Source organism: Acinetobacter sp. WZC-1, from assembly GCF_052544965.1.
This window is the reverse complement of the sequence record NZ_CP199370.1, coordinates 1,658,838-1,676,582: the sequence shown is the minus strand read 5'-3', so window position 1 is coordinate 1,676,582 and position 17,745 is coordinate 1,658,838. Positions and strand designations below refer to the sequence as shown.

The following is a 17,745-nucleotide window of genomic DNA, read 5'->3' as shown; positions in this document are numbered from 1 at the left end:
GTGAACCATACCATTATGAATCGGCAGCATAAAACCCTGTCTGTGCAGGTGGAGGGCCCGGAAAATGCACCAGTCATCATCTTTTCCAACTCACTTGGAACAGATAAAGGCATGTGGGATCCTCAGGCTGAATATTTTAAACAGCATTATCGGGTTATCCGTTATGACACACGTGGTCATGGCAAAAGTGATGTGATGCATGGGACCACACTGCAGCAATTGGGTGAAGATGTACTGGATATGATGGATGCTCTGAATATTTCCCGGGCACATTTCTGTGGAATTTCCATGGGGGGATTGACCGGCTTATGGCTAGGTATTTATTACCCAGAGCGTTTTAGCAGTATTACTGTGGCAAATACAGCAGCAAAAATTGGTACTCAGGATGCCTGGCTGGCTCGTGCAGACGCTGTGCAATCAACTGGCCTGGAGTCATTGGTAAAAACAACACATAGTCGCTGGTTCAGTGCGAATTTTGATTATCAGCGCAATCTTCTGGCACAGCAGGTGATTCAAAGTCTGGCGAATACACCAGCGCATGGCTATGCCAATGCATGCCGTGCGCTGGCCCTGGCTGATTTACGTGAAAAGATCAGCAGTATTACCGTGCCAACACTGATTATTGCAGGAAGTCTGGATCCTGTAACCACTGTCACAGATGCAGAATTCATACATCAACAAATAAAGGATAGTCAGCTTTTTTTAATTGAAGCATCCCATCTTTCTAATATTGAACAACCTGAAATATTTACACGGGAAATTAAGCGATTCGTAGAATCTATTCATTAGATTCGAACGTTCTAAAAAGGATTTTGGCCACAGGAGGCTATCATGGCGTTTCAGGATTACGCTACGCAAAAAACCAGTCTGGATGCACAAGCAATCATTAATGATGCGCCACTGAGTAAGTATCAGTGGGTGATCGCAATCATTTGTTTTCTTATTGTTTTTTTTGATGGGGTTGATACTGCGGCAATGGGTTTTATTGCACCGGCATTGGCTGAAGACTGGGGTATTGATCGTTCCCAGCTTGGTCCGGTGATGAGTGCTGCATTGGGTGGCATGATTATTGGAGCATTGGTTTCAGGGCCAACAGCAGACCGTTTCGGTAGAAAAGGGGTGCTAATTATTTCAATGCTGATTTTTGGTGGATTTACCTTAGCATCTGCCTATGCCAGCAATCTGGATACATTGGTCATTCTGCGTTTTTTGACAGGTATTGGTTTAGGTGCGGCCATGCCTAATGCTGCTACGTTGTTTTCTGAATATTGTCCTGGTCGTATCCGTTCCTTATTAGTCACTTGTATGTTTTGTGGTTATAACCTGGGCATGGCCACGGGTGGTTTTGTCAGTAGTTGGCTGATTCCTGCATTTGGCTGGCATAGCCTGTTTTTGCTTGGTGGCTGGGCACCGCTGATTTTGATGTTACTGGTTATTTTCTATTTGCCTGAGTCCTATCGCTTCCTGATTGTTAAAGGCCATCAACATGAAAAAGTTCAGAAAATTTTAAAACGGATTGCGCCTGAAAAAATTCAGGGCGTACATGAATTCCATGTTCCTGAGGAAAAAATTGAAGGAACAGATAAGAAGAATGTATTTGGTCTGATGTTTTCTCAAAAGTACGCCAAAGGCACGCTGTTATTATGGTTTACCTATTTTATGGGTTTAGTGGTGATTTACCTGCTGACCAGTTGGTTACCCACACTCATGAGAGAAACCGGTGCGTCGCTGGAACGTGCAGCATTCATTGGTGGCCTGTTTCAGTTAGGCGGTGTGTTGAGTGCTTTATTCATTGGCTGGGCGATGGATCGTTTTAATCCGAATCGCATCATTGCTGGATTTTATTTCATGACGGGCATTTTTGCGGTCATTGTTGGACAAAGTCTGTCCAATCCGACTTTATTGGCTGTATTTATTTTATGTGCTGGGATGGCTGCAAATGGTGCGCAATCTTCAATGCCGGTTTTAAGTGCACGATTCTATCCAACACAATGCCGTGCAACAGGCGTTGCATGGATGACAGGAATCGGGCGTTTCGGTGCTGTATTCGGTGCCTGGATTGGTGCAGTTTTATTGGGGAATAACTGGTCATTTACGGCTATTTTAAGTTTATTGCTGATTCCCGCAACTGCTGCCGCAATTGCAATTTTTATTAAATCCATTGTTGCACATACCGATGCAACATAGATGAGGTTACTCAAATGAATGATGAACAACGTTATCAACAGGGACTGAAAGTCCGTACTGAAGTACTGGGTGAAACGCATGTACAGCGTTCACTGGACAATCTGAATGAGTTCAATGCTGATTTTCAGAATTTCATCAGTCGGTTTGCCTGGGGAGAGGTATGGTCCCGTCCTGGCATGCCACGTCATACCCGTAGTCTGGTCACAATCGCCATTCTGTTGTCGCTTGGACGTGATGCCGAACTACGTATGCATATCCGTGCTTGTTTCAATAATGGTGTGACCACGGATGATTTAAAGGAGCTGTTTATTCACGCGTCACTTTATGCAGGCTTACCCGCAGCCAATGCGGCCATGCATATGGCTGAAGAGGTGTTCAGGGAGTTGGGTCTGCAGACAGAACACACGGTGGAAGATAAATCTCAATAAAAGGGAGAGAGCGAATGCCTCAGTTGAATTTAGGCGCTTATGCACAGCGCAATAGTGATGATCACCCGCCAGCTTATACGCCAGGCTATAAAACCAGTGTGCTGCGGTCACCTAAGAATGCCCTGATTTCCATTGGTGAAACCATTTCAGAAGTCACTGCCCCCCATTTTTCTGCGGATCTGTTTGGTCCAAAGGACAATGACCTGATTTTAAACTCAGTGCAGGATGGCCTGCCCGTCGGTGAAAGACTGATTGTACATGGTTATGTCCGGGACCAATTTGGTCAGCCGGTCAGAAATGCTTTAATGGAGGTCTGGCAGGCCAATGCCTCAGGCCGTTATTATCACCCTAATGATCAGTTTATTGGCGCACTGGATCCAAACTTCAGTGGCTGTGGCCGCATGCTGACCGATGAAAACGGTTTCTATGTTTTTCGGACCATTAAACCGGGACCTTATCCGTGGCGAAACCGGATTAATGAATGGCGTCCGGCACATATTCATTTTTCATTGATTGCAGATGGCTGGGCACAGCGTCTGATTTCCCAGTTTTATTTTGAGGGCGATACACTGATTGACTCTTGCCCCATTATTCAGACCATTCCAACAGAAGCCCAGCGTCGCGGCCTGATTGCGCTGGAAGACAAAAGTAATTTCATTGAGGCAAACAGCCGCTGCTATCGTTTTGATATCACTTTGCGCGGTCGTCGCAAAACCTATTTTGAAAATGAATTGATGGATTGAGGGAGGATGAACCATGAATCAGTGGAATTTTCAGGAATTACATGAAACTGCATCCCAGACCGGCGGGCCTTATGTGCATATCGGTCTTTTGCCACAGCAGGCAGGGGTTGATGTATTTGAGCACAACTTTAATAACATGCTGGTCAATGACCAGACTGCAGGGCAGCGGATCCGGCTTGAGGGTCAGGTCACCGATGGTCTGGGCTTGCCCGTGCGTGATGTCATGCTGGAAATCTGGCAGGCAGATGCGCAGGGTGTCTATCCCAGTCAGGCCGATTTTCAGGACAAACAGGCTGACCCGGCATTTCGGGGCTGGGGCAGGGCCGGTGCTGATTTTAAGACTGGATTATGGAGTTTTGACACCATTAAGCCGGGCAGTGTTCCCGGACGCAAAGGGTCCATTCAGGCGCCGCATATTAACCTGATCATTTTTGCCCGTGGTATTAACCTGGGGCTCAATACCCGGGTTTATTTTGAAGATGAAGCTGAGGCCAATGCAAAAGACCTGATTCTCAACAGTATTGAGTGGGAACCACGTCGACAGACGTTAATGGCAAAACGTGAACAGCGTGGTGATGACGTCGTTTATCGTTTTGATATCTGCATTCAGGGAGAACATGAAACGGTGTTTTTTGATATTTAAAAAACTTTACTGTCATTGGAAATCATTAAGAAAACAGGTTGGATATAGCAGACCTGTTTTTCAGGAATTTAATTAAACAGCATAATCTATGTAACCAAAACACTTCCAGAATTCAGATTGAGGAGATTGTTTAGGCACATGGTTCAATGCATTAATGACAGCAGCATTCCGTTTACGCCAGTTGCTGCTTTGCCGATAGTAACCGGCTCGGCTTAAATTGGATACAGGTTTCTGCACAGGAGCATTTCCATCCATTGGACAGGGGATTGTGTGCATTCCCTGTTTACACCACATTTCGCAGTTCATTGGCTGTGTTTCTAAGTAGTGGTAAAATCTGATGAATCAGATAATCTTCCTGAATTCGATTACTCTGAGACATGCAGTTTAACGCTGCAATGGTTTTACCCTGCGCATTCAGTACAGGAACTGCAATGGCAATCACCCCCAATTCATGTTCTTCTTTGGAAACACAATAGTCAGATTGCGTGATTTGAGCCAAAACCCCGTAAAATTTATCTATTTCAGTAATGGTAAACGGTGTTAGGCGGATCAGGCCATATTTCTGTACCCAGGTCTGTTGCTGTTCCCGGGTCAGCGTAGAAAGTAATATCTTTCCTGTAGATGTGGCATGCGCAGGTAAGCGACTCCCCAGATGCATTCCATAAGGGCTGACTCGCTGATGATCCTGTGTAGGCGAATAACTTCTCGCAATCGGGACGACTTCATGGTCGTCCAGCACGACAATCGAAAAGGTTAATGATGTCTGTGCGCACAGTAAATTTAAAAAAGATTGAGCAACTCGGGGTAAGTATGCTGAGCTGAGATAAGACCCTGAAAAACGAAGTACCCGGTGCGTCAGCCAGAAAAAGTGATCATCTGTTTCAAGATAACCTAGATATTTCAGTGTTTTTAGATAACGGCGTGCAGCCGTACGGCTAATGCCCGTCCGCTGCGCAATCTGAGTCACATTCAGACGCTGGCGATCGACACCAAAAGCTTCCAGTAGAGCAAGCCCCTTGGCCAGACCTGCAATATAGTCCTGAGACTGAATCAACTCATCCGAATCGGGATGTTGAAGATACTCATCCTGCCGTTTAGTCATAATCTGCTTTCCTTGCATGTTTTGTCCGCATAGTGGACAAATTGGATCATAAACGGTTCCTTTCGGATTTGGTATATGGCTGAAAAATATTAAAGCAATTAATTTAAAACAGATCGATAAATTCAGGAAGAGTGAAATGGAAATTCTAAACACAAAAGTTGCAATTATTGGTGCTGGTCCAGCCGGGCTGCTGCTTGGACAGCTATTGTATAAAGCCGGGATTGAACATGTAATTATTGAACAACGCAGTGCAGAATATGTGGCATCCCGTATCAGAGCTGGTATTTTGGAACAGGTGTCAGTCGATTTATTGAAACAGGCAGGTGTAGATCACAATCTGCGTAAGAAAGGGCTGCTACATTCAGGCGTAGAGATTCTGATTCAGGGGAAAAAGCATCGTGTGAATCTGTCCGCATTGACTCAGGGTAAGCATGTCACAGTCTATGGTCAAACGGAAGTAACAAAGGATTTGATGCAGGCACGGGAACAGCAGCAACTCCTGTCTTTTTATGAAGCAGAGCAGGTGCAGATTGCAGATTTTGATTCTCAGCCCAAAGTGAATTTTTCTTATCAGGGCAAAGCTTATCAGATTGAATGTGACTTTATTGCAGGCTGTGATGGTTATCATGGCATATGTCGTGACAGTATTCCGCAAAACAGGCTAAAAACCTTTGAAAAAGTCTATCCCTTTGGCTGGCTGGGAATCCTGGCGGATGTTCCGCCAGTGGCAGATGAATTGATTTATGTTCAGTCTGAACGTGGTTTTGCCTTATGCAGTATGCGCTCAGAAACACGCAGTCGTTACTATTTGCAGGTTCCCTTAACAGATCACGTCGAAGATTGGTCTGATGAGCAGTTTTGGCAGGAGCTAAAATTACGTCTTGATCCTGAAAGTCGTGAAAAATTAGTTACCGGTCCATCCATTGAGAAAAGTATTGCCCCCTTACGAAGTTTTGTGACTGAACCCATGCGCTTTGGAAAATTGTTTCTGGCAGGTGATGCTGCACATATTGTACCGCCTACCGGAGCCAAGGGTTTGAATCTGGCAGCTTCTGATATTGCTTACTTATCCAGTGCATTGATTGAATATTATGTGCAGGGATCAGAACAGGGGATTGATGAATACTCAGAAAAGTGTCTGCAGCGGGTGTGGAAAGCAGAACGCTTTTCGTGGTGGATGACACATCTACTGCATCGTTTTGAATCAGAAACAGAGTTTGAGCACAAGATTAAACAGGCAGAGCTGGACTATATGCTGGGGTCGCAGGCTGCCATGATGGCCATGGCAGAAAATTATGTGGGTTTACCCTATGAGATTACGCCGCTGGATATTGCCGGGCATACTGAACACTAGACCACAGCGTCTGATTGCACAGGCAATGTGAAACCTGTAGCATTTAGGAAATTTCTTGAAAGTGTGTGTGCTATGTCTTCAGGGCAACGGGTTCTATTAAAATTAAGAAAAATGATTATTTCCGGAGAGTTGGAAGGCGGTTCCCGGATTGCCGAAATTCCTACGGCTGAGTTACTGGGCGTGTCCCGTCAACCGGTGCGGATCGCATTCCGCTTACTTGAGCAGGAAGGTTTGTTAATCAAAAATCCGACACGCGGTTATACCGTTCGTGAATTTTCAGCACAACTGGTCAATGATGCACTGGAAGTACGGGGCGTGCTTGAAGGGCTGGCAGCAAAGAATCTGGCAGAAATCGGGTTATCGGAAGCACAGAAGAAAACATTACTGAACTGCATTCATGCCATGGAAAAACTGTTCCAGAAAGACAGTTTTGATGAGGACGGACTGGAAACCTATCATCACTATAATGTAATTTTTCATGACACCATCATTCAGGGGTCAAATAACGTGGCTTTAATGCAGGCGCTGGCAAGAAACAATCAGTTACCAATGGCATCTGCACAGGCACTGACCTTCGATGAGAGCCAGGCCTTATCGGAATACCGTCGTTTACACTGTGCGCATTTGCAGCATTATGCCATTTATGATGCATTGATACATGGAAGGTCCGGCACTGCTGAAAGCCTGATGCGGGAACATAGCAATGTGGTGATTCTCGGGGAAAAAGTCAGGAGCATTCTGGCGCAGTAAAAAAAAAAGCCGTGGAAGCAGAGGGAATAGCCTTCCACGGCTAAACCTATAATTCGAGGACCAGTATTTTTGATTTGGCGCGGGAACAGCATGGAGTAAACTGGTTATTCAGTGCATGTTCTTCATCAGTCATGAATAAATCACGATGTTCTGGAATACCGGACACCACCCGGGTGATACAGGTCCCACAGATTCCCTGTTCACAGGAAATAGGAACTTCAAAGCCATTTTCAAGCAGGGCCTGGGCAACACTCTGATGAGCCTGTACCTCAATCTGACGATCTGAACCGGCCACTTCCACGGTAAATGCCGTATCCTGTGATGTGTCGACCTGTGCAGCAACAAAATGTTCCTGATGCAGTTGTGCCGTCTGCCATCCGGCCTGCTGAGCAGACTGCGTGATAAAGTCCATGAATCCGTCCGGTCCACAGACATACAGATGCAGGCCGGAGGAAGTTTCCTTTAAGATTTCCGGCAGATCATAGGCGGTTTCGGGTTCGTCCCGGATATGAAAGTGAATATGCTCACCAAAGTGTTCGGTTAAATTGCCATAAAATGCAATCATCTCCCGGGTGCGGACAGAATAATGCAATTCAAATGGAATATTCAGGCGTTTCATCTGGTAAGCCATGGACAGGATCGGGGTAATGCCGATACCGCCGGCAAATAAAATCGCCTGCTGGGTCTGTGAGTGAATTTCAAATAAGTTGCGTGGTTCACTGATGTCCAGATGATCCCCTTGCTGGTATTCCGTGTGAATGCATCTTGAACCCCCACGTGAGGATTCATCATGCAATACGCCAATCACATAGCGGTGCGACTCGCTGCTGCAATTGGACAGTGAATACTGGCGGATCAGTCCATTTTTTAAATGCACATCAATATGCGCACCGGCTTCAAAGGGCGGCAGTGCAGAACCGTCGGCTGAAACCAGTTCAAAGGCCCGGATGGAAGGGGTGAGCTGATGAATTTTATCAATGATAACGTCCATATTCTTATCTCCTTAAATGACACGGATATTCGGAAATTTCTGTGTCGGAGATACAGGCGGCATCGGGCGTTCCTCTGCCAGCAGCCGTTCAATGATTTTACGGGACTGCACACCGCCGGCATCGATATTCAGCATCAGCAGTTTACGTTGTGGATTCAGCAGAATATTTTGTTGTTGCTGTTCCAGCATTTCAAGATCTTCGGTGAAAATTTTGCCCTGACCTTCCCGGATCTGATCAGTCAGTTCGGCATTCTCCGGCTGAAAATTGCGAGCCATTCCCCAGAAATACCAATGTGAAGTTTCTGTTTCAGGGGTAATGAAATCCACCACAATGGATGAAACCTTTTTGTTTTGCGGGGCATGATAACCACCATGACCGGCATGCGCGACGCCAACTTCAATATGTACATTGCTCGGGGCAAAAAAGTGACAGCGCTGCCAGCGGTCCACGGCAACATCATCGGCCAGCTGATTACCACGCAAGGCCATTTGCCAGAAAGGGGGCGCAATGACATTTTCCATATAGCGCTCAGTAATGACATGATCACCATCCACTTTAGTCACCGGCAGCGCATCATCAATTTCCTTCTGGCCAATACTGCTGGAATGCACATAGGTTTCATGGGTCAGATCCATCAGGTTATCAATCATGAGGCGATAATCGCAGTGAATGTGAAATAAGCCACCGCCATAACTCCATGCCGGGTTATCGGCCCATTCCAGTTCAGGAAGTTTTGACTCATCAGCCAATGCCTGTTCTCCTGGCCAGATCCAGACAAAGCCAAATTTTTCAACAACAGCATAGGCTTTATTGCAGGGAAAACCATTAACACGCTGTGCCGGCATGGACACAGTTTTACCTTCACAGCCCATGACCAGGCCATGATAACCACAGACCAGATTGCCATCTTCAACATAGCCGAGTGAAAGCGGCGCACCGCGGTGCGGACAGAAATCTTCAACCGCAGCCACTTTATTTTCCCTGCCACGGTAAAAGACTATTTTTTCACCACAAATGGTGCGACCCAGGGGTTTTTGCTGAATATCTTCGGGGCGACAAGCTACATACCATGCATTTTTGATAAACATTGTGACGACTCCTTATCACTTATTGGATCCAATTTATGCCGATTCAATTCATCGGTCAAGCATGCGTGTGATAAAAATAGATTTTTAATATCGATGTATTATCTTAAATATTTTATTTTTAAATGAATTTAATTAATCGGAATATTTTGTTTTAAATTTAATCTGAAAAACTATTGCTTTTTTGGATCCAAATAATCACTATTAAGCACAGAGCAGGAAGCTCCGGCAGATTAACCGTTGATGTATTTCATGGGGTGAATCTGCTGTATATGATAATTTATTTAACCTTCCAGGCAATTATGAATATGGATATACATAATCACCCAAAGACTACTTTTTATTCCCTTTGTATGTATGTCCTGTCCTGATTGGGAGAGGCACAATGGAAAGAAATGTTTTAAAAGAAATGAATCATCATCTGATGAGCCGTTATCAATGGTTCGTTATTTTTCTCTGTATCTGTCTGAATATTATTGATGGCTTTGATGTCATGGTCATGGCATTTACAGCGTCATCTGTTTCTGCTGAATGGTCTTTATCCGGGGCACAAATTGGTTTGTTGCTGAGTTCTGGTCTGTTTGGCATGGCGACAGGATCAATTCTGCTGGCACCGTATGCAGACAAAATTGGCCGGCGTTTACTGATTCTGATTTGTCTGGCCATTGCCGGACTGAGTATGGTGGCCTGTGCTGTGGTACAGAGTCACACCCTGCTGGCGGTGCTGCGGTTTATTACCGGTATTGGTGTCGGCGGGATTCTGGCCAGCAGTAACGTATTGTCAAGTGAATATGCCAGTGCCCGGTGGCGCAGTCTGGCAGTGAGTCTGATGTCAACCGGTTATGGAATTGGGGCAACCCTGGGGGGTATTTTATCCCTGGTATTGATTGAGCAGTTCGGCTGGCGTTCAGTTTTTCTGGCCGGGGGACTGACCACATTACTGATGTTGTTGATCAGCCTCTGGTATTTACCGGAATCACTGGATTATTTACTGACCCGGAAACCCAGGCAGGCACTTCAGAACATCAATGCCATTATGGGGCGTATCGGGTTGAATCCACTTGAGCAGCTTCCCCGTTATGAAAAAGCCGCACAGCAAAGTGGCAGTGATGTGGCAAAACTATTTCAGGGACCGCTGGGTATTCAGACCCTGTGTCTATGGCTGGCTTTCTTTCTGGTGATGTTCGGTTTTTATTTTGTCATGAGCTGGACCCCGAAAATATTAATTGCCATGGGCATGTCTGCTGATCAGGGCGTCAGTACCGGTATTCTGATCAGTATTGGTGGAATTTTCGGTGCAGCATTGATTGGCCTGCTGGCATCACGCATCAAAATTTTTTATGCCCTGAATCTGTTTCTGGGATTAACCGCATTGTCTGTATTTTTATTTGTTGCGGTTTCATCGCAGGTCAGTATCGCGCTGATGGTTGGATTATGCCTGGGTACACTGATCAATGGCTGTGTGGCCGGATTGTATTCCATTTCACCAACCATTTATGACGCCGGAATCCGCAGTCGTGGCGTGGGCTATGCCATTGGTTTTGGGCGTATTGGCGCTATTTTGTCCCCGACGGTTGCCGGCATTTTCCTGGATCAGGGCTTTGCACCGGCAACACTGTATGCCTGTTATGGCATCGTGTTTATTCTGGCTATTTTCCTGATACTGGCACTGGGGCGAGCCTATGACCGTCATAAAAAAGATCAGGTGAGTTCGCTGAATACAGCAATTTAAATTTTACAGATTAAATGGTTAGGATGACTGATGAAAACAACAACATTATGTGTGGGAATTTGTCTTTCCCCCTTATTTTTGACTGATACGGCCTATGCAGAGTTTATTGCAGACAGCAAGGCGGAAGTTACATTACGGAATTTTTATTTTGATCGGGATTATAAAAAGAATCCTTATCCTTATACCGCATCCAGGGACTGGGCGCAGGGCCTGATTTTCAGGGGACAGTCCGGTTATACCGAAGGCCCTGTTGGTCTGGGTGTCGACATACTGGCAATGGCCGGTTTTAATTTACTGGGCAGCACGGCAGATGATTATGCACGCAGTAGCTTATTGCCGGTTAATGCAGACAATAGCCGGGATGACTATTATGGCAAGATTGGTATTACTGCCAAGGCAAAATATCGTAATAATGAATTGTTTGTCGGTGATCTGGTTCCGTTGTTACCGACCATATTTTCATCACCAGCCAGGTTATTTCCACAAACCTACCGGGGGATTCGGTTTGTTTCGACCGAGATTCCAAATGTGCAGCTTGAAGGGTTCTATGTGGATGAAGTCCGTCAGCGTGATTCGATCCGTTATACCGATGTCGGTCTGGACAATATTAACCGCCGTTTTGAGCGGGGCGCAACGACCGACAGTTTTTATACCCTGGGTGGTACCTACCAGTTGAATGACGCCTATCGATTACGTGCTTATCATGCGGAGCTGAAGGATATTTATCAGCAACAGTTCCTGGGATTTAACGGAAAGCAACCACTGAATACAACGCTGAATTTTCTCAGTGATGTGCGTTTTTTTAACAGTGATGAAGCGGGCGCCAGTAAAATTGGTCAGGTGGATAACCGTCATTTCAGTGGCTTATTTGGTTTAAATTACCAGAATCACACCTTATCGCTGGGCTATATGCAGTCTTTCGGTTCCACCGGACTGGCAATTTTGTCCGGAACTGAAAGCCCGGTCGTGCTGGATTTTATGAGTTCAGATTATTCAAATAAGGATGAGAAAGTCTACTCTGTACGGTATGAATATGACTTTAAGGATACTCGGCTGGGCGATGTTTCATTAAACGGACTACGTTTTATGACCCGGTATGCCAAAGGTGAAGATATTGATTTACTGTACTATGCCGATCAGCGTTTTAAGGAGGAATCCGTGGAGTTCGATCTGGGTTACCGGGTCCCGGAAGGCATGTTTAAGGGATTGGGCTTAAGGGCGCGTTTTTCTCATTATCGCAATGATATGCCTACAGATATGACCTTTCATTCAACCAATGAAACCCGTCTGAATGTAGACTATAGTTTTAAGTTCTAAACCTGCATATGCAAGCCGGCAGTACATATACTGGTCTGCCGGTGGGTCAATGCGACTTTCTTTACGGTGTACACAAATAGATTGTGTACAGAAGGTGAAGTACAGAAATTGAGCATAAAGCAGAAGATTTATATTATTCTTATAATAAAACGTTAAACACATCACATTTTAATGTATCATTATGTAAGTATAAGTAACTTCTGTAAGTAGGAAATGACAAAAATTATTGTGTTGGTCATGTTAACGGTCACTGTCTTGTTGGGCTATGTGGCGTATATCGATTCTGAAAAGAAAAAACATCGTGAAATGCTGAAAATTATTGAAGATGCCAATCAGAGTATTCATGAGGCTGAAAATAATCCGCATAACTATTCAAAACACCTGACCTCCTGGAACCGGCAAATGTAATTCATCAGAATGGATTGGTGAGTCAAAGTGGTGCGCAGTCGTGAATACAGGTGATGGATGTGGGTCAGATAAAGCAGCAATGTGCTATAATTTATGGAAATGGAAAATATATCCAGTGTGATAACTGTTCCAACCCGGGTAAATCCAAAGCTGCTGAGAGGCAGCTTTTTTAGTGCCACTGCAACTTTAACAGGACACGTCATTCTGGTACGTTTATTGAATGCATCATTCAGATCAACTGTATTTGTCGGTGTTTCATTGAACAAATGCATTACATTTATTTCACAAACAGCTACTTTATAAACAGCTCAAACGACAGGGGCTCAATAATGAATCCAGACGCTTCAACGGGTTTGCTTGAACGCTTATTCCATTTAAGTGAGAACAAAACCACATTCAGAACAGAATTGATTGCCGGTATAACGACATTTCTGACCATGTGTTACATCATCATTGTCAATCCGCTGATTTTGTCTGAAACGGGTATGGATCATGGTGCGGTATTTGTCGCCACATGTCTTGCAGCAGCCATTGGCTGCCTGGTCATGGGAATGGTTGCCAATTATCCGATTGCACTGGCACCGGGTATGGGATTGAATGCCTATTTTACCTATTCAGTCTGTATGGGAATGGGAGTGCCGTGGCAGACTGCGCTGGCAGCTGTGTTTATGTCCGGCCTGATTTTTATTGCCATCAGTCTGCTTAAAATCCGTGAAGCGATTGTCAATGCGATTCCCATGTCACTGAAGTTTGCCATCGGTGGGGGAATTGGTTTATTCCTGGCACTGATTGCATTAAAAAATTCAGGCATAATTGTTGCAAATCAGGCGACGCTGGTGGGACTGGGGGATATTGAACAACCTACGGTGCTGTTGTCATTACTGGGTTTTCTGTTGATTGTGGTCATGCATCATTTTAAAGTGCGCGGTGCGATTATTATCAGTATTCTGGTGATTACCGGGCTGGCCACACTGCTGGGGCTGAATGAATTCAAGGGAGTTTTGGGCACAGTGCCTTCCATTGCACCGACGTTCATGCAAATGGATTTTGAGGGTCTATTTACGGCAAGCCTGATCGGGGTGATCTTTGTATTCTTCCTGGTGGATTTATTTGATTCAACCGGGACACTGGTCGGGGTTTCACATCGTGCAGGATTACTGAAAGACGGCAAACTACCGCGTCTGAAAAAAGCATTATTTGCGGACTCCAGTGCCATTGTTGCAGGAGCGGCGCTGGGAACCTCCTCAACCACGCCGTATATTGAATCTTCGGCAGGGGTTGCTGCCGGCGGACGCACCGGCCTGACGGCTGTGGTGGTGGGATTGTTATTTATTGCCTGTTTATTTCTGGCGCCATTGGCACAATCGGTTCCGGCTTTTGCAACCGCGCCGGCATTATTGTTCATTGGTGTGCTGATGATTCACGGGATCACCCAGATTGAATGGGACGACATCACTGAGGCTGTTCCGGCATTCCTGACCATTGTATTCATGCCATTTACCTATTCCATTGCCGACGGCATTGCCATGGGATTCATCAGTTATGCACTGGTGAAGCTGTTTACCGGAAAAGCTGCCACAGTACCTTATATGGTGTGGATTATTGCTGTATTGTGGGTGATCAAATTTATTGCATTCGGCGGTTAATTCAGCCTTGCTGCATCAGGGTGTAAACTCAGGCTTACACCTTTTTATTTTGTGATTGAACTGTTTTTAGATGAGAGGTCAGAAATGGATCGTACAGCGCTCATTCGTGCTTTACCCAAAGCTGAATTGCATGTGCATATTGAAGGGACTTTTGAACCTGAACTTATGTTTGCCATCGCCCAGCGCAACCAGATTGAGATTCCATATAAATCAGTGGAAGAGGTAAAGCAGGCCTACCATTTTCATAACCTGCAATCTTTCCTTGATATTTATTATGCCGGTGCCCATGTATTGATTCAGGAGCAGGATTTTTATGATCTGGCCTGGGCCTATTTTGAAAAATGTCATGCTGATCATGTGGTGCATACCGAAATATTTTTTGATCCTCAGACACATACCGACCGTGGTGTGGCATTTGAGACTGTTCTGAATGGTCTGAAAAGGGCCTGCGATGATGCGAAAGCCAGACTGGACATTAGTTCACATCTGATTCTGTGTTTTTTACGGCATCTCAGTGAAGAAGCTGCATTTGCAACCCTTGAGCAGGCATTGCCGTATAAGGATCAGATCATCGGGGTCGGGCTGGATTCCAGTGAAGTCGGGCATCCACCTTCCGGGTTTGAGCGTGTTTTTGCCCGTGCCCGTGCAGAAGGTCTGCTGGTGGTTGCGCATGCCGGTGAAGAAGGCCCGGCAGAATATGTGTGGGAAGCATTGGATCTGCTGAAAGTGAACCGGATTGATCATGGTGTCCGTTCAGAAGAGGACCCGGAACTTATGCAGCGTCTGATTGCTGAAAAAATGCCACTGACGGTATGCCCACTGAGTAATTTAAAACTCCGTGTCGTGGATGATATGGCTCAGCATAATATTCAGCGTCTATTGCAGCAGGGTGTACATGTGACTGTGAACTCGGATGATCCATCCTATTTTGGCGGGTATATGAATGATAATTTCTTTGCCATTGCCGATGCGCTGGATTTATCCACTGATGAATTAAAGCAGCTGGTGAAAAACTCGTTTGAGGCATCATTTATTTCAGACGCTGAAAAACAGAAATGGATCAGGCAGATTGATGCCATTGTTTAACCCGCTGATGCATTCGCATAATAAAAAAGCAGTGATTGAATCACTGCTTTTTTACGTTCCGATGCCGGGGAGTTTAATCATTCTGACGAGTCATACTTTTCAGAACATTGTCTTTGTCAACGAAATGGTGCTTCAATGCAGCCAGTACATGACCGACAATCAGCAGTCCGGCAGCCCATGAAAGATAAATGTGCAATGGTTTTACAATCGCGTTTAAATCAGGGTTGTCCTGCACCAGGCGGGGAATTTCAAACAGGTAAAGTACAGGAGCAGGGTGGCCGGCACTCCAACTGTACAGGCAGCCGGTAATAGGCACTGCAAGCAGCATGAAATATAAACCCAGATGACCCAGATGCGCCAATTTTTTCATCAGAGGCGACATCGTTGCTGGAAGTTCTGGCGTTGGGTGTGTATAGCGCCAGAAAATACGGATTACGATCAGGAAAATGATGGGTGTTGCAATATTTTTATGTAAAGTAATGACGTTCCCCTTGAAACTACCATCTGTTTCATAGCTCAGGAAATTTCCACTGAAAAATCCAATTAGCCAGGCACCGATAAAAATAATGGCCATGACCCAATGCAACCATTGCGCTGTCCTTGTGTAATACTGAGATTGATTGTTCATGAATGTCCCTGAAATATGTAGTTATTCGTATCATATAATATGGTTTTTTTATGACATAAGCTGTATTAAAAAATCAACGTGCTGTTGCAATATTGAAATGATGTGCAGCAGGTGTTTGTTTTCTGGGCTTCCGGGCTGCATTGTATGGTGCTGACATGTTCGTATATGTTACATGAATACTGAAAATACCGACTGTTATAAATAACCTGCTTTAGGGCAAAATAGTCCTACATAATTTTATCCGTATAAAAGGAATATCTGTGAAAAAATTAGCGGCAATACTTTTACCATTGGCATTGACTCTGACTGCATGTGCAACGGATTCAATTGGAACGGCAGCGGGTACAAATGGATCAGCAGCAGGGACAACCGGCCAGCTGGGTGTGGCTGCATTGAAAATTGCCATTAATGCCAAATGTACGACTGAGCTGAACAATCTGGCTGCATGGCAGACCGCAAGTAAAGTGATGACAGAAGAGCAGAAGCAGAATATCCAGAGTAATGTATGTGGCTGTGTCAGTGATAAGGCACCACAGAATGTTACGGCTGTAGACCTGGCAACCGCAGCGCTTGACTCCAGTGCCCGTGCGACCATTGTTAGTGACGCCGTGACCAAAACCATTAATGAATGTGTTGCAGAAGCAATTAAATAACCATCGGTCGAAGTTGAAGGGGCTGAGTTCAGCCTCTTTTTTATTGATGATCAGGGGGAAATCAATGTTAATTGCAGGGATAGATGAAGCAGGACGTGGTCCGCTGGTTGGGTCGGTGTTTGCAGCTGCGGTGATTCTGGACCCGGAACAACCCATCGTCGGTCTGAATGATTCCAAGAAGTTGTCCGAAAAAAAACGTGAGCAGTTATTCGGTGAAATTCAGCAGAAAGCACTGGCCTGGGCAATTGCAGAAGCAACGCATACTGAAATAGATGAACTGAATATTTTACAGGCATCCTTGCTGGCAATGCGTCGTGCAGTGGAAGCCTTGCATCTTCAGCCGGAGCACAGTCTGGTGGATGGCAATAAAATTCCACCGGGCCTCAGCATGAGCTGTGATGCCATTGTTGGGGGAGATGCACTGCATGCGGAAATTTCAGCTGCCAGTATTCTTGCCAAGGTTGCACGTGACCGGGAAATGGTCAGACTGGATTTACAACATCCCCAGTATGGCTTTGCCCGGCACAAGGGTTATCCAACCAAAGCGCATTTTGAGGCGATTGCCGCTTATGGGGTGATTGAACAGCATCGCCGCAGTTATGCACCAGTCAGAAAAGCACTTGGGCTGTAATTTTTCATATATTTAAGCCATATAAATTTAAAGCGGCCTGAAAGGCCGCTTTAGTTGGTCAGAACTTTTTAATCTGCTTAGCGATTAAAATTATTCTGCTGAATATTATCTTCTTCTTCAAAAGAAGACGGATAATCCTGATCAAGATGCTGTAGGTGTTCGTGCATTGCGCGTTCATGCTGGATCCGCTGATAGATCTCTTCACGATGGACAGAAACTTCTTTTGGTGCATTGACACCAATACGTACCTGATTACCTTTCACGCCAAGCACAGTAACACTGACCTGGTCCCCAATCATTAATGTTTCTCCGACACGACGGGTCAGAATCAGCATGTTTATCTCCTTGCTTAAACGCTAA

20 protein-coding genes are annotated in these 17,745 nt (G+C 45.3%); 14 read left to right on the top strand and 6 right to left on the bottom strand.

What is annotated here, in order from left to right; all coding sequences use genetic code 11:
• Genes pcaD through pcaG form a run of 5 tightly spaced genes read left to right on the top strand, consistent with a single transcriptional unit; the run spans window position 1 to window position 4,001 of the window.
• Window positions 1-789, top strand: a complete 789-nt coding sequence (gene pcaD, locus ACT6PV_RS07740) for a 3-oxoadipate enol-lactonase (protein WP_445115826.1) — start codon at window positions 1-3, stop codon at window positions 787-789.
• A gap of 42 nt (window positions 790-831) precedes the next feature.
• Entirely contained in the window at window positions 832-2,187 is a 1,356-nt protein-coding gene (locus ACT6PV_RS07735; protein WP_445115825.1) for an MFS transporter, read from the top strand.
• A gap of 14 nt (window positions 2,188-2,201) precedes the next feature.
• Window positions 2,202-2,615 carry a 4-carboxymuconolactone decarboxylase gene (gene pcaC, locus ACT6PV_RS07730; protein WP_445115824.1) on the top strand — a complete coding sequence of 138 codons (414 nt, stop codon included), beginning with the start codon at window positions 2,202-2,204 and terminating at the stop codon, window positions 2,613-2,615.
• A 14-nt stretch (window positions 2,616-2,629) separates the two neighbouring features.
• A complete protein-coding gene (gene pcaH, locus ACT6PV_RS07725) occupies window positions 2,630-3,358 on the top strand; it encodes a protocatechuate 3,4-dioxygenase subunit beta (RefSeq protein WP_445115823.1) in 729 nt (242 codons plus the stop codon).
• A 13-nt stretch (window positions 3,359-3,371) separates the two neighbouring features.
• Window positions 3,372-4,001, top strand: a complete 630-nt coding sequence (gene pcaG, locus ACT6PV_RS07720) for a protocatechuate 3,4-dioxygenase subunit alpha (protein ID WP_445115822.1) — start codon at window positions 3,372-3,374, stop codon at window positions 3,999-4,001.
• A gap of 72 nt (window positions 4,002-4,073) precedes the next feature.
• Here the strand turns inward: pcaG and ACT6PV_RS07715 are convergent, their stop codons facing one another.
• Together ACT6PV_RS07715 and ACT6PV_RS07710 are read right to left on the bottom strand one after the other, a co-directional pair.
• Window positions 4,074-4,238, bottom strand: coding sequence for a hypothetical protein (locus ACT6PV_RS07715; RefSeq protein ID WP_445115821.1), 165 nt, complete (start codon window positions 4,236-4,238; stop codon window positions 4,074-4,076).
• A 46-nt stretch (window positions 4,239-4,284) separates the two neighbouring features.
• Window positions 4,285-5,103, bottom strand: coding sequence for an IclR family transcriptional regulator domain-containing protein (locus ACT6PV_RS07710; protein ID WP_445115820.1), 819 nt, complete (start codon window positions 5,101-5,103; stop codon window positions 4,285-4,287).
• A 136-nt stretch (window positions 5,104-5,239) separates the two neighbouring features.
• Here ACT6PV_RS07710 and pobA point away from each other — a divergent pair, with 136 nt between their 5' ends.
• Window positions 5,240-6,457, top strand: coding sequence for a 4-hydroxybenzoate 3-monooxygenase (gene pobA, locus ACT6PV_RS07705; protein WP_445115819.1), 1,218 nt, complete (start codon window positions 5,240-5,242; stop codon window positions 6,455-6,457).
• 72 nt (window positions 6,458-6,529) lie between these two features.
• The gene (locus ACT6PV_RS07700; RefSeq protein WP_445115818.1) at window positions 6,530-7,207 is read left to right on the top strand and encodes a GntR family transcriptional regulator; all 678 of its coding nucleotides are present in this window, start codon (window positions 6,530-6,532) and stop codon (window positions 7,205-7,207) included.
• Between the two features lie 46 nt (window positions 7,208-7,253).
• Here ACT6PV_RS07700 and ACT6PV_RS07695 read toward each other — a convergent pair whose 3' ends face one another.
• Both ACT6PV_RS07695 and ACT6PV_RS07690 read right to left on the bottom strand, forming a co-directional pair.
• On the bottom strand, window positions 7,254-8,198 hold the full coding sequence (locus ACT6PV_RS07695; protein WP_445115817.1) for a PDR/VanB family oxidoreductase: 945 nt from the start codon (window positions 8,196-8,198) through the stop codon (window positions 7,254-7,256).
• A 12-nt stretch (window positions 8,199-8,210) separates the two neighbouring features.
• Complete coding sequence (locus ACT6PV_RS07690; RefSeq protein WP_445115816.1) at window positions 8,211-9,287, bottom strand: aromatic ring-hydroxylating dioxygenase subunit alpha; 1,077 nt, start codon at window positions 9,285-9,287, stop codon at window positions 8,211-8,213.
• A 382-nt stretch (window positions 9,288-9,669) separates the two neighbouring features.
• Between ACT6PV_RS07690 and ACT6PV_RS07685 the strand changes: the two genes are divergently transcribed.
• The 5 genes from ACT6PV_RS07685 (at window position 9,670) to ACT6PV_RS07665 (ending at window position 15,473) form a co-directional block, all read left to right on the top strand.
• Window positions 9,670-11,016, top strand: a complete 1,347-nt coding sequence (locus ACT6PV_RS07685; RefSeq protein ID WP_445115815.1) for an MFS transporter — start codon at window positions 9,670-9,672, stop codon at window positions 11,014-11,016.
• A gap of 30 nt (window positions 11,017-11,046) precedes the next feature.
• Window positions 11,047-12,333 (top strand): OprD family outer membrane porin, encoded by a 1,287-nt coding sequence (locus ACT6PV_RS07680; RefSeq protein ID WP_445115814.1) that lies wholly within the window; start codon window positions 11,047-11,049, stop codon window positions 12,331-12,333.
• Between the two features lie 213 nt (window positions 12,334-12,546).
• Window positions 12,547-12,741, top strand: a complete 195-nt coding sequence (locus ACT6PV_RS07675; RefSeq protein ID WP_445115813.1) for a hypothetical protein — start codon at window positions 12,547-12,549, stop codon at window positions 12,739-12,741.
• Between the two features lie 329 nt (window positions 12,742-13,070).
• Window positions 13,071-14,387: an NCS2 family permease gene (locus ACT6PV_RS07670; RefSeq protein WP_445115812.1), complete on the top strand. Its 1,317-nt coding sequence runs from the start codon at window positions 13,071-13,073 to the stop codon at window positions 14,385-14,387.
• Between the two features lie 84 nt (window positions 14,388-14,471).
• The gene (locus ACT6PV_RS07665) at window positions 14,472-15,473 is read left to right on the top strand and encodes an adenosine deaminase (RefSeq protein WP_445115811.1); all 1,002 of its coding nucleotides are present in this window, start codon (window positions 14,472-14,474) and stop codon (window positions 15,471-15,473) included.
• Between the two features lie 73 nt (window positions 15,474-15,546).
• On the opposite strand, the gene ACT6PV_RS07660 is transcribed toward ACT6PV_RS07665, so the two are convergent.
• The gene (locus ACT6PV_RS07660) at window positions 15,547-16,101 is read right to left on the bottom strand and encodes a cytochrome b (protein ID WP_445115810.1); all 555 of its coding nucleotides are present in this window, start codon (window positions 16,099-16,101) and stop codon (window positions 15,547-15,549) included.
• A 260-nt stretch (window positions 16,102-16,361) separates the two neighbouring features.
• Here ACT6PV_RS07660 and ACT6PV_RS07655 point away from each other — a divergent pair, with 260 nt between their 5' ends.
• Window positions 16,362-16,754 (top strand): hypothetical protein, encoded by a 393-nt coding sequence (locus ACT6PV_RS07655; RefSeq protein ID WP_445115809.1) that lies wholly within the window; start codon window positions 16,362-16,364, stop codon window positions 16,752-16,754.
• Window positions 16,755-16,818: 64 nt separating this feature from the next.
• Window positions 16,819-17,385, top strand: a complete 567-nt coding sequence (gene rnhB, locus ACT6PV_RS07650; protein WP_445115808.1) for a ribonuclease HII — start codon at window positions 16,819-16,821, stop codon at window positions 17,383-17,385.
• Window positions 17,386-17,462: 77 nt separating this feature from the next.
• Here the strand turns inward: rnhB and csrA are convergent, their stop codons facing one another.
• Complete coding sequence (gene csrA / locus ACT6PV_RS07645; RefSeq protein WP_445115807.1) at window positions 17,463-17,720, bottom strand: carbon storage regulator CsrA; 258 nt, start codon at window positions 17,718-17,720, stop codon at window positions 17,463-17,465.
• Window positions 17,721-17,745: the final 25 nt, after the last annotated feature.

Excerpts from the sequence above, each read along its gene's own strand:
- ACT6PV_RS07735 (WP_445115825.1), top strand. The coding sequence starts at position 832 with ATGGCGTTTCAGGATTACGCTACGCAAAAAACCAGTCTGGATGCACAA.
- pcaC (WP_445115824.1), top strand. The coding sequence starts at position 2,202 with ATGAATGATGAACAACGTTATCAACAGGGACTGAAAGTCCGTACTGAA.
- pcaH (WP_445115823.1), top strand. The coding sequence starts at position 2,630 with ATGCCTCAGTTGAATTTAGGCGCTTATGCACAGCGCAATAGTGATGAT.
- pcaG (WP_445115822.1), top strand. The coding sequence starts at position 3,372 with ATGAATCAGTGGAATTTTCAGGAATTACATGAAACTGCATCCCAGACC.
- ACT6PV_RS07710 (WP_445115820.1), bottom strand. The coding sequence starts at position 5,103 with ATGACTAAACGGCAGGATGAGTATCTTCAACATCCCGATTCGGATGAG.
- pobA (WP_445115819.1), top strand. The coding sequence starts at position 5,240 with ATGGAAATTCTAAACACAAAAGTTGCAATTATTGGTGCTGGTCCAGCC.
- ACT6PV_RS07700 (WP_445115818.1), top strand. The coding sequence starts at position 6,530 with ATGTCTTCAGGGCAACGGGTTCTATTAAAATTAAGAAAAATGATTATT.
- ACT6PV_RS07695 (WP_445115817.1), bottom strand. The coding sequence starts at position 8,198 with ATGGACGTTATCATTGATAAAATTCATCAGCTCACCCCTTCCATCCGG.
- ACT6PV_RS07690 (WP_445115816.1), bottom strand. The coding sequence starts at position 9,287 with ATGTTTATCAAAAATGCATGGTATGTAGCTTGTCGCCCCGAAGATATT.
- ACT6PV_RS07685 (WP_445115815.1), top strand. The coding sequence starts at position 9,670 with ATGGAAAGAAATGTTTTAAAAGAAATGAATCATCATCTGATGAGCCGT.
- ACT6PV_RS07680 (WP_445115814.1), top strand. The coding sequence starts at position 11,047 with ATGAAAACAACAACATTATGTGTGGGAATTTGTCTTTCCCCCTTATTT.
- ACT6PV_RS07675 (WP_445115813.1), top strand. The coding sequence starts at position 12,547 with ATGACAAAAATTATTGTGTTGGTCATGTTAACGGTCACTGTCTTGTTG.
- ACT6PV_RS07670 (WP_445115812.1), top strand. The coding sequence starts at position 13,071 with ATGAATCCAGACGCTTCAACGGGTTTGCTTGAACGCTTATTCCATTTA.
- ACT6PV_RS07665 (WP_445115811.1), top strand. The coding sequence starts at position 14,472 with ATGGATCGTACAGCGCTCATTCGTGCTTTACCCAAAGCTGAATTGCAT.
- ACT6PV_RS07660 (WP_445115810.1), bottom strand. The coding sequence starts at position 16,101 with ATGAACAATCAATCTCAGTATTACACAAGGACAGCGCAATGGTTGCAT.
- rnhB (WP_445115808.1), top strand. The coding sequence starts at position 16,819 with ATGTTAATTGCAGGGATAGATGAAGCAGGACGTGGTCCGCTGGTTGGG.
- csrA (WP_445115807.1), bottom strand. The coding sequence starts at position 17,720 with ATGCTGATTCTGACCCGTCGTGTCGGAGAAACATTAATGATTGGGGAC.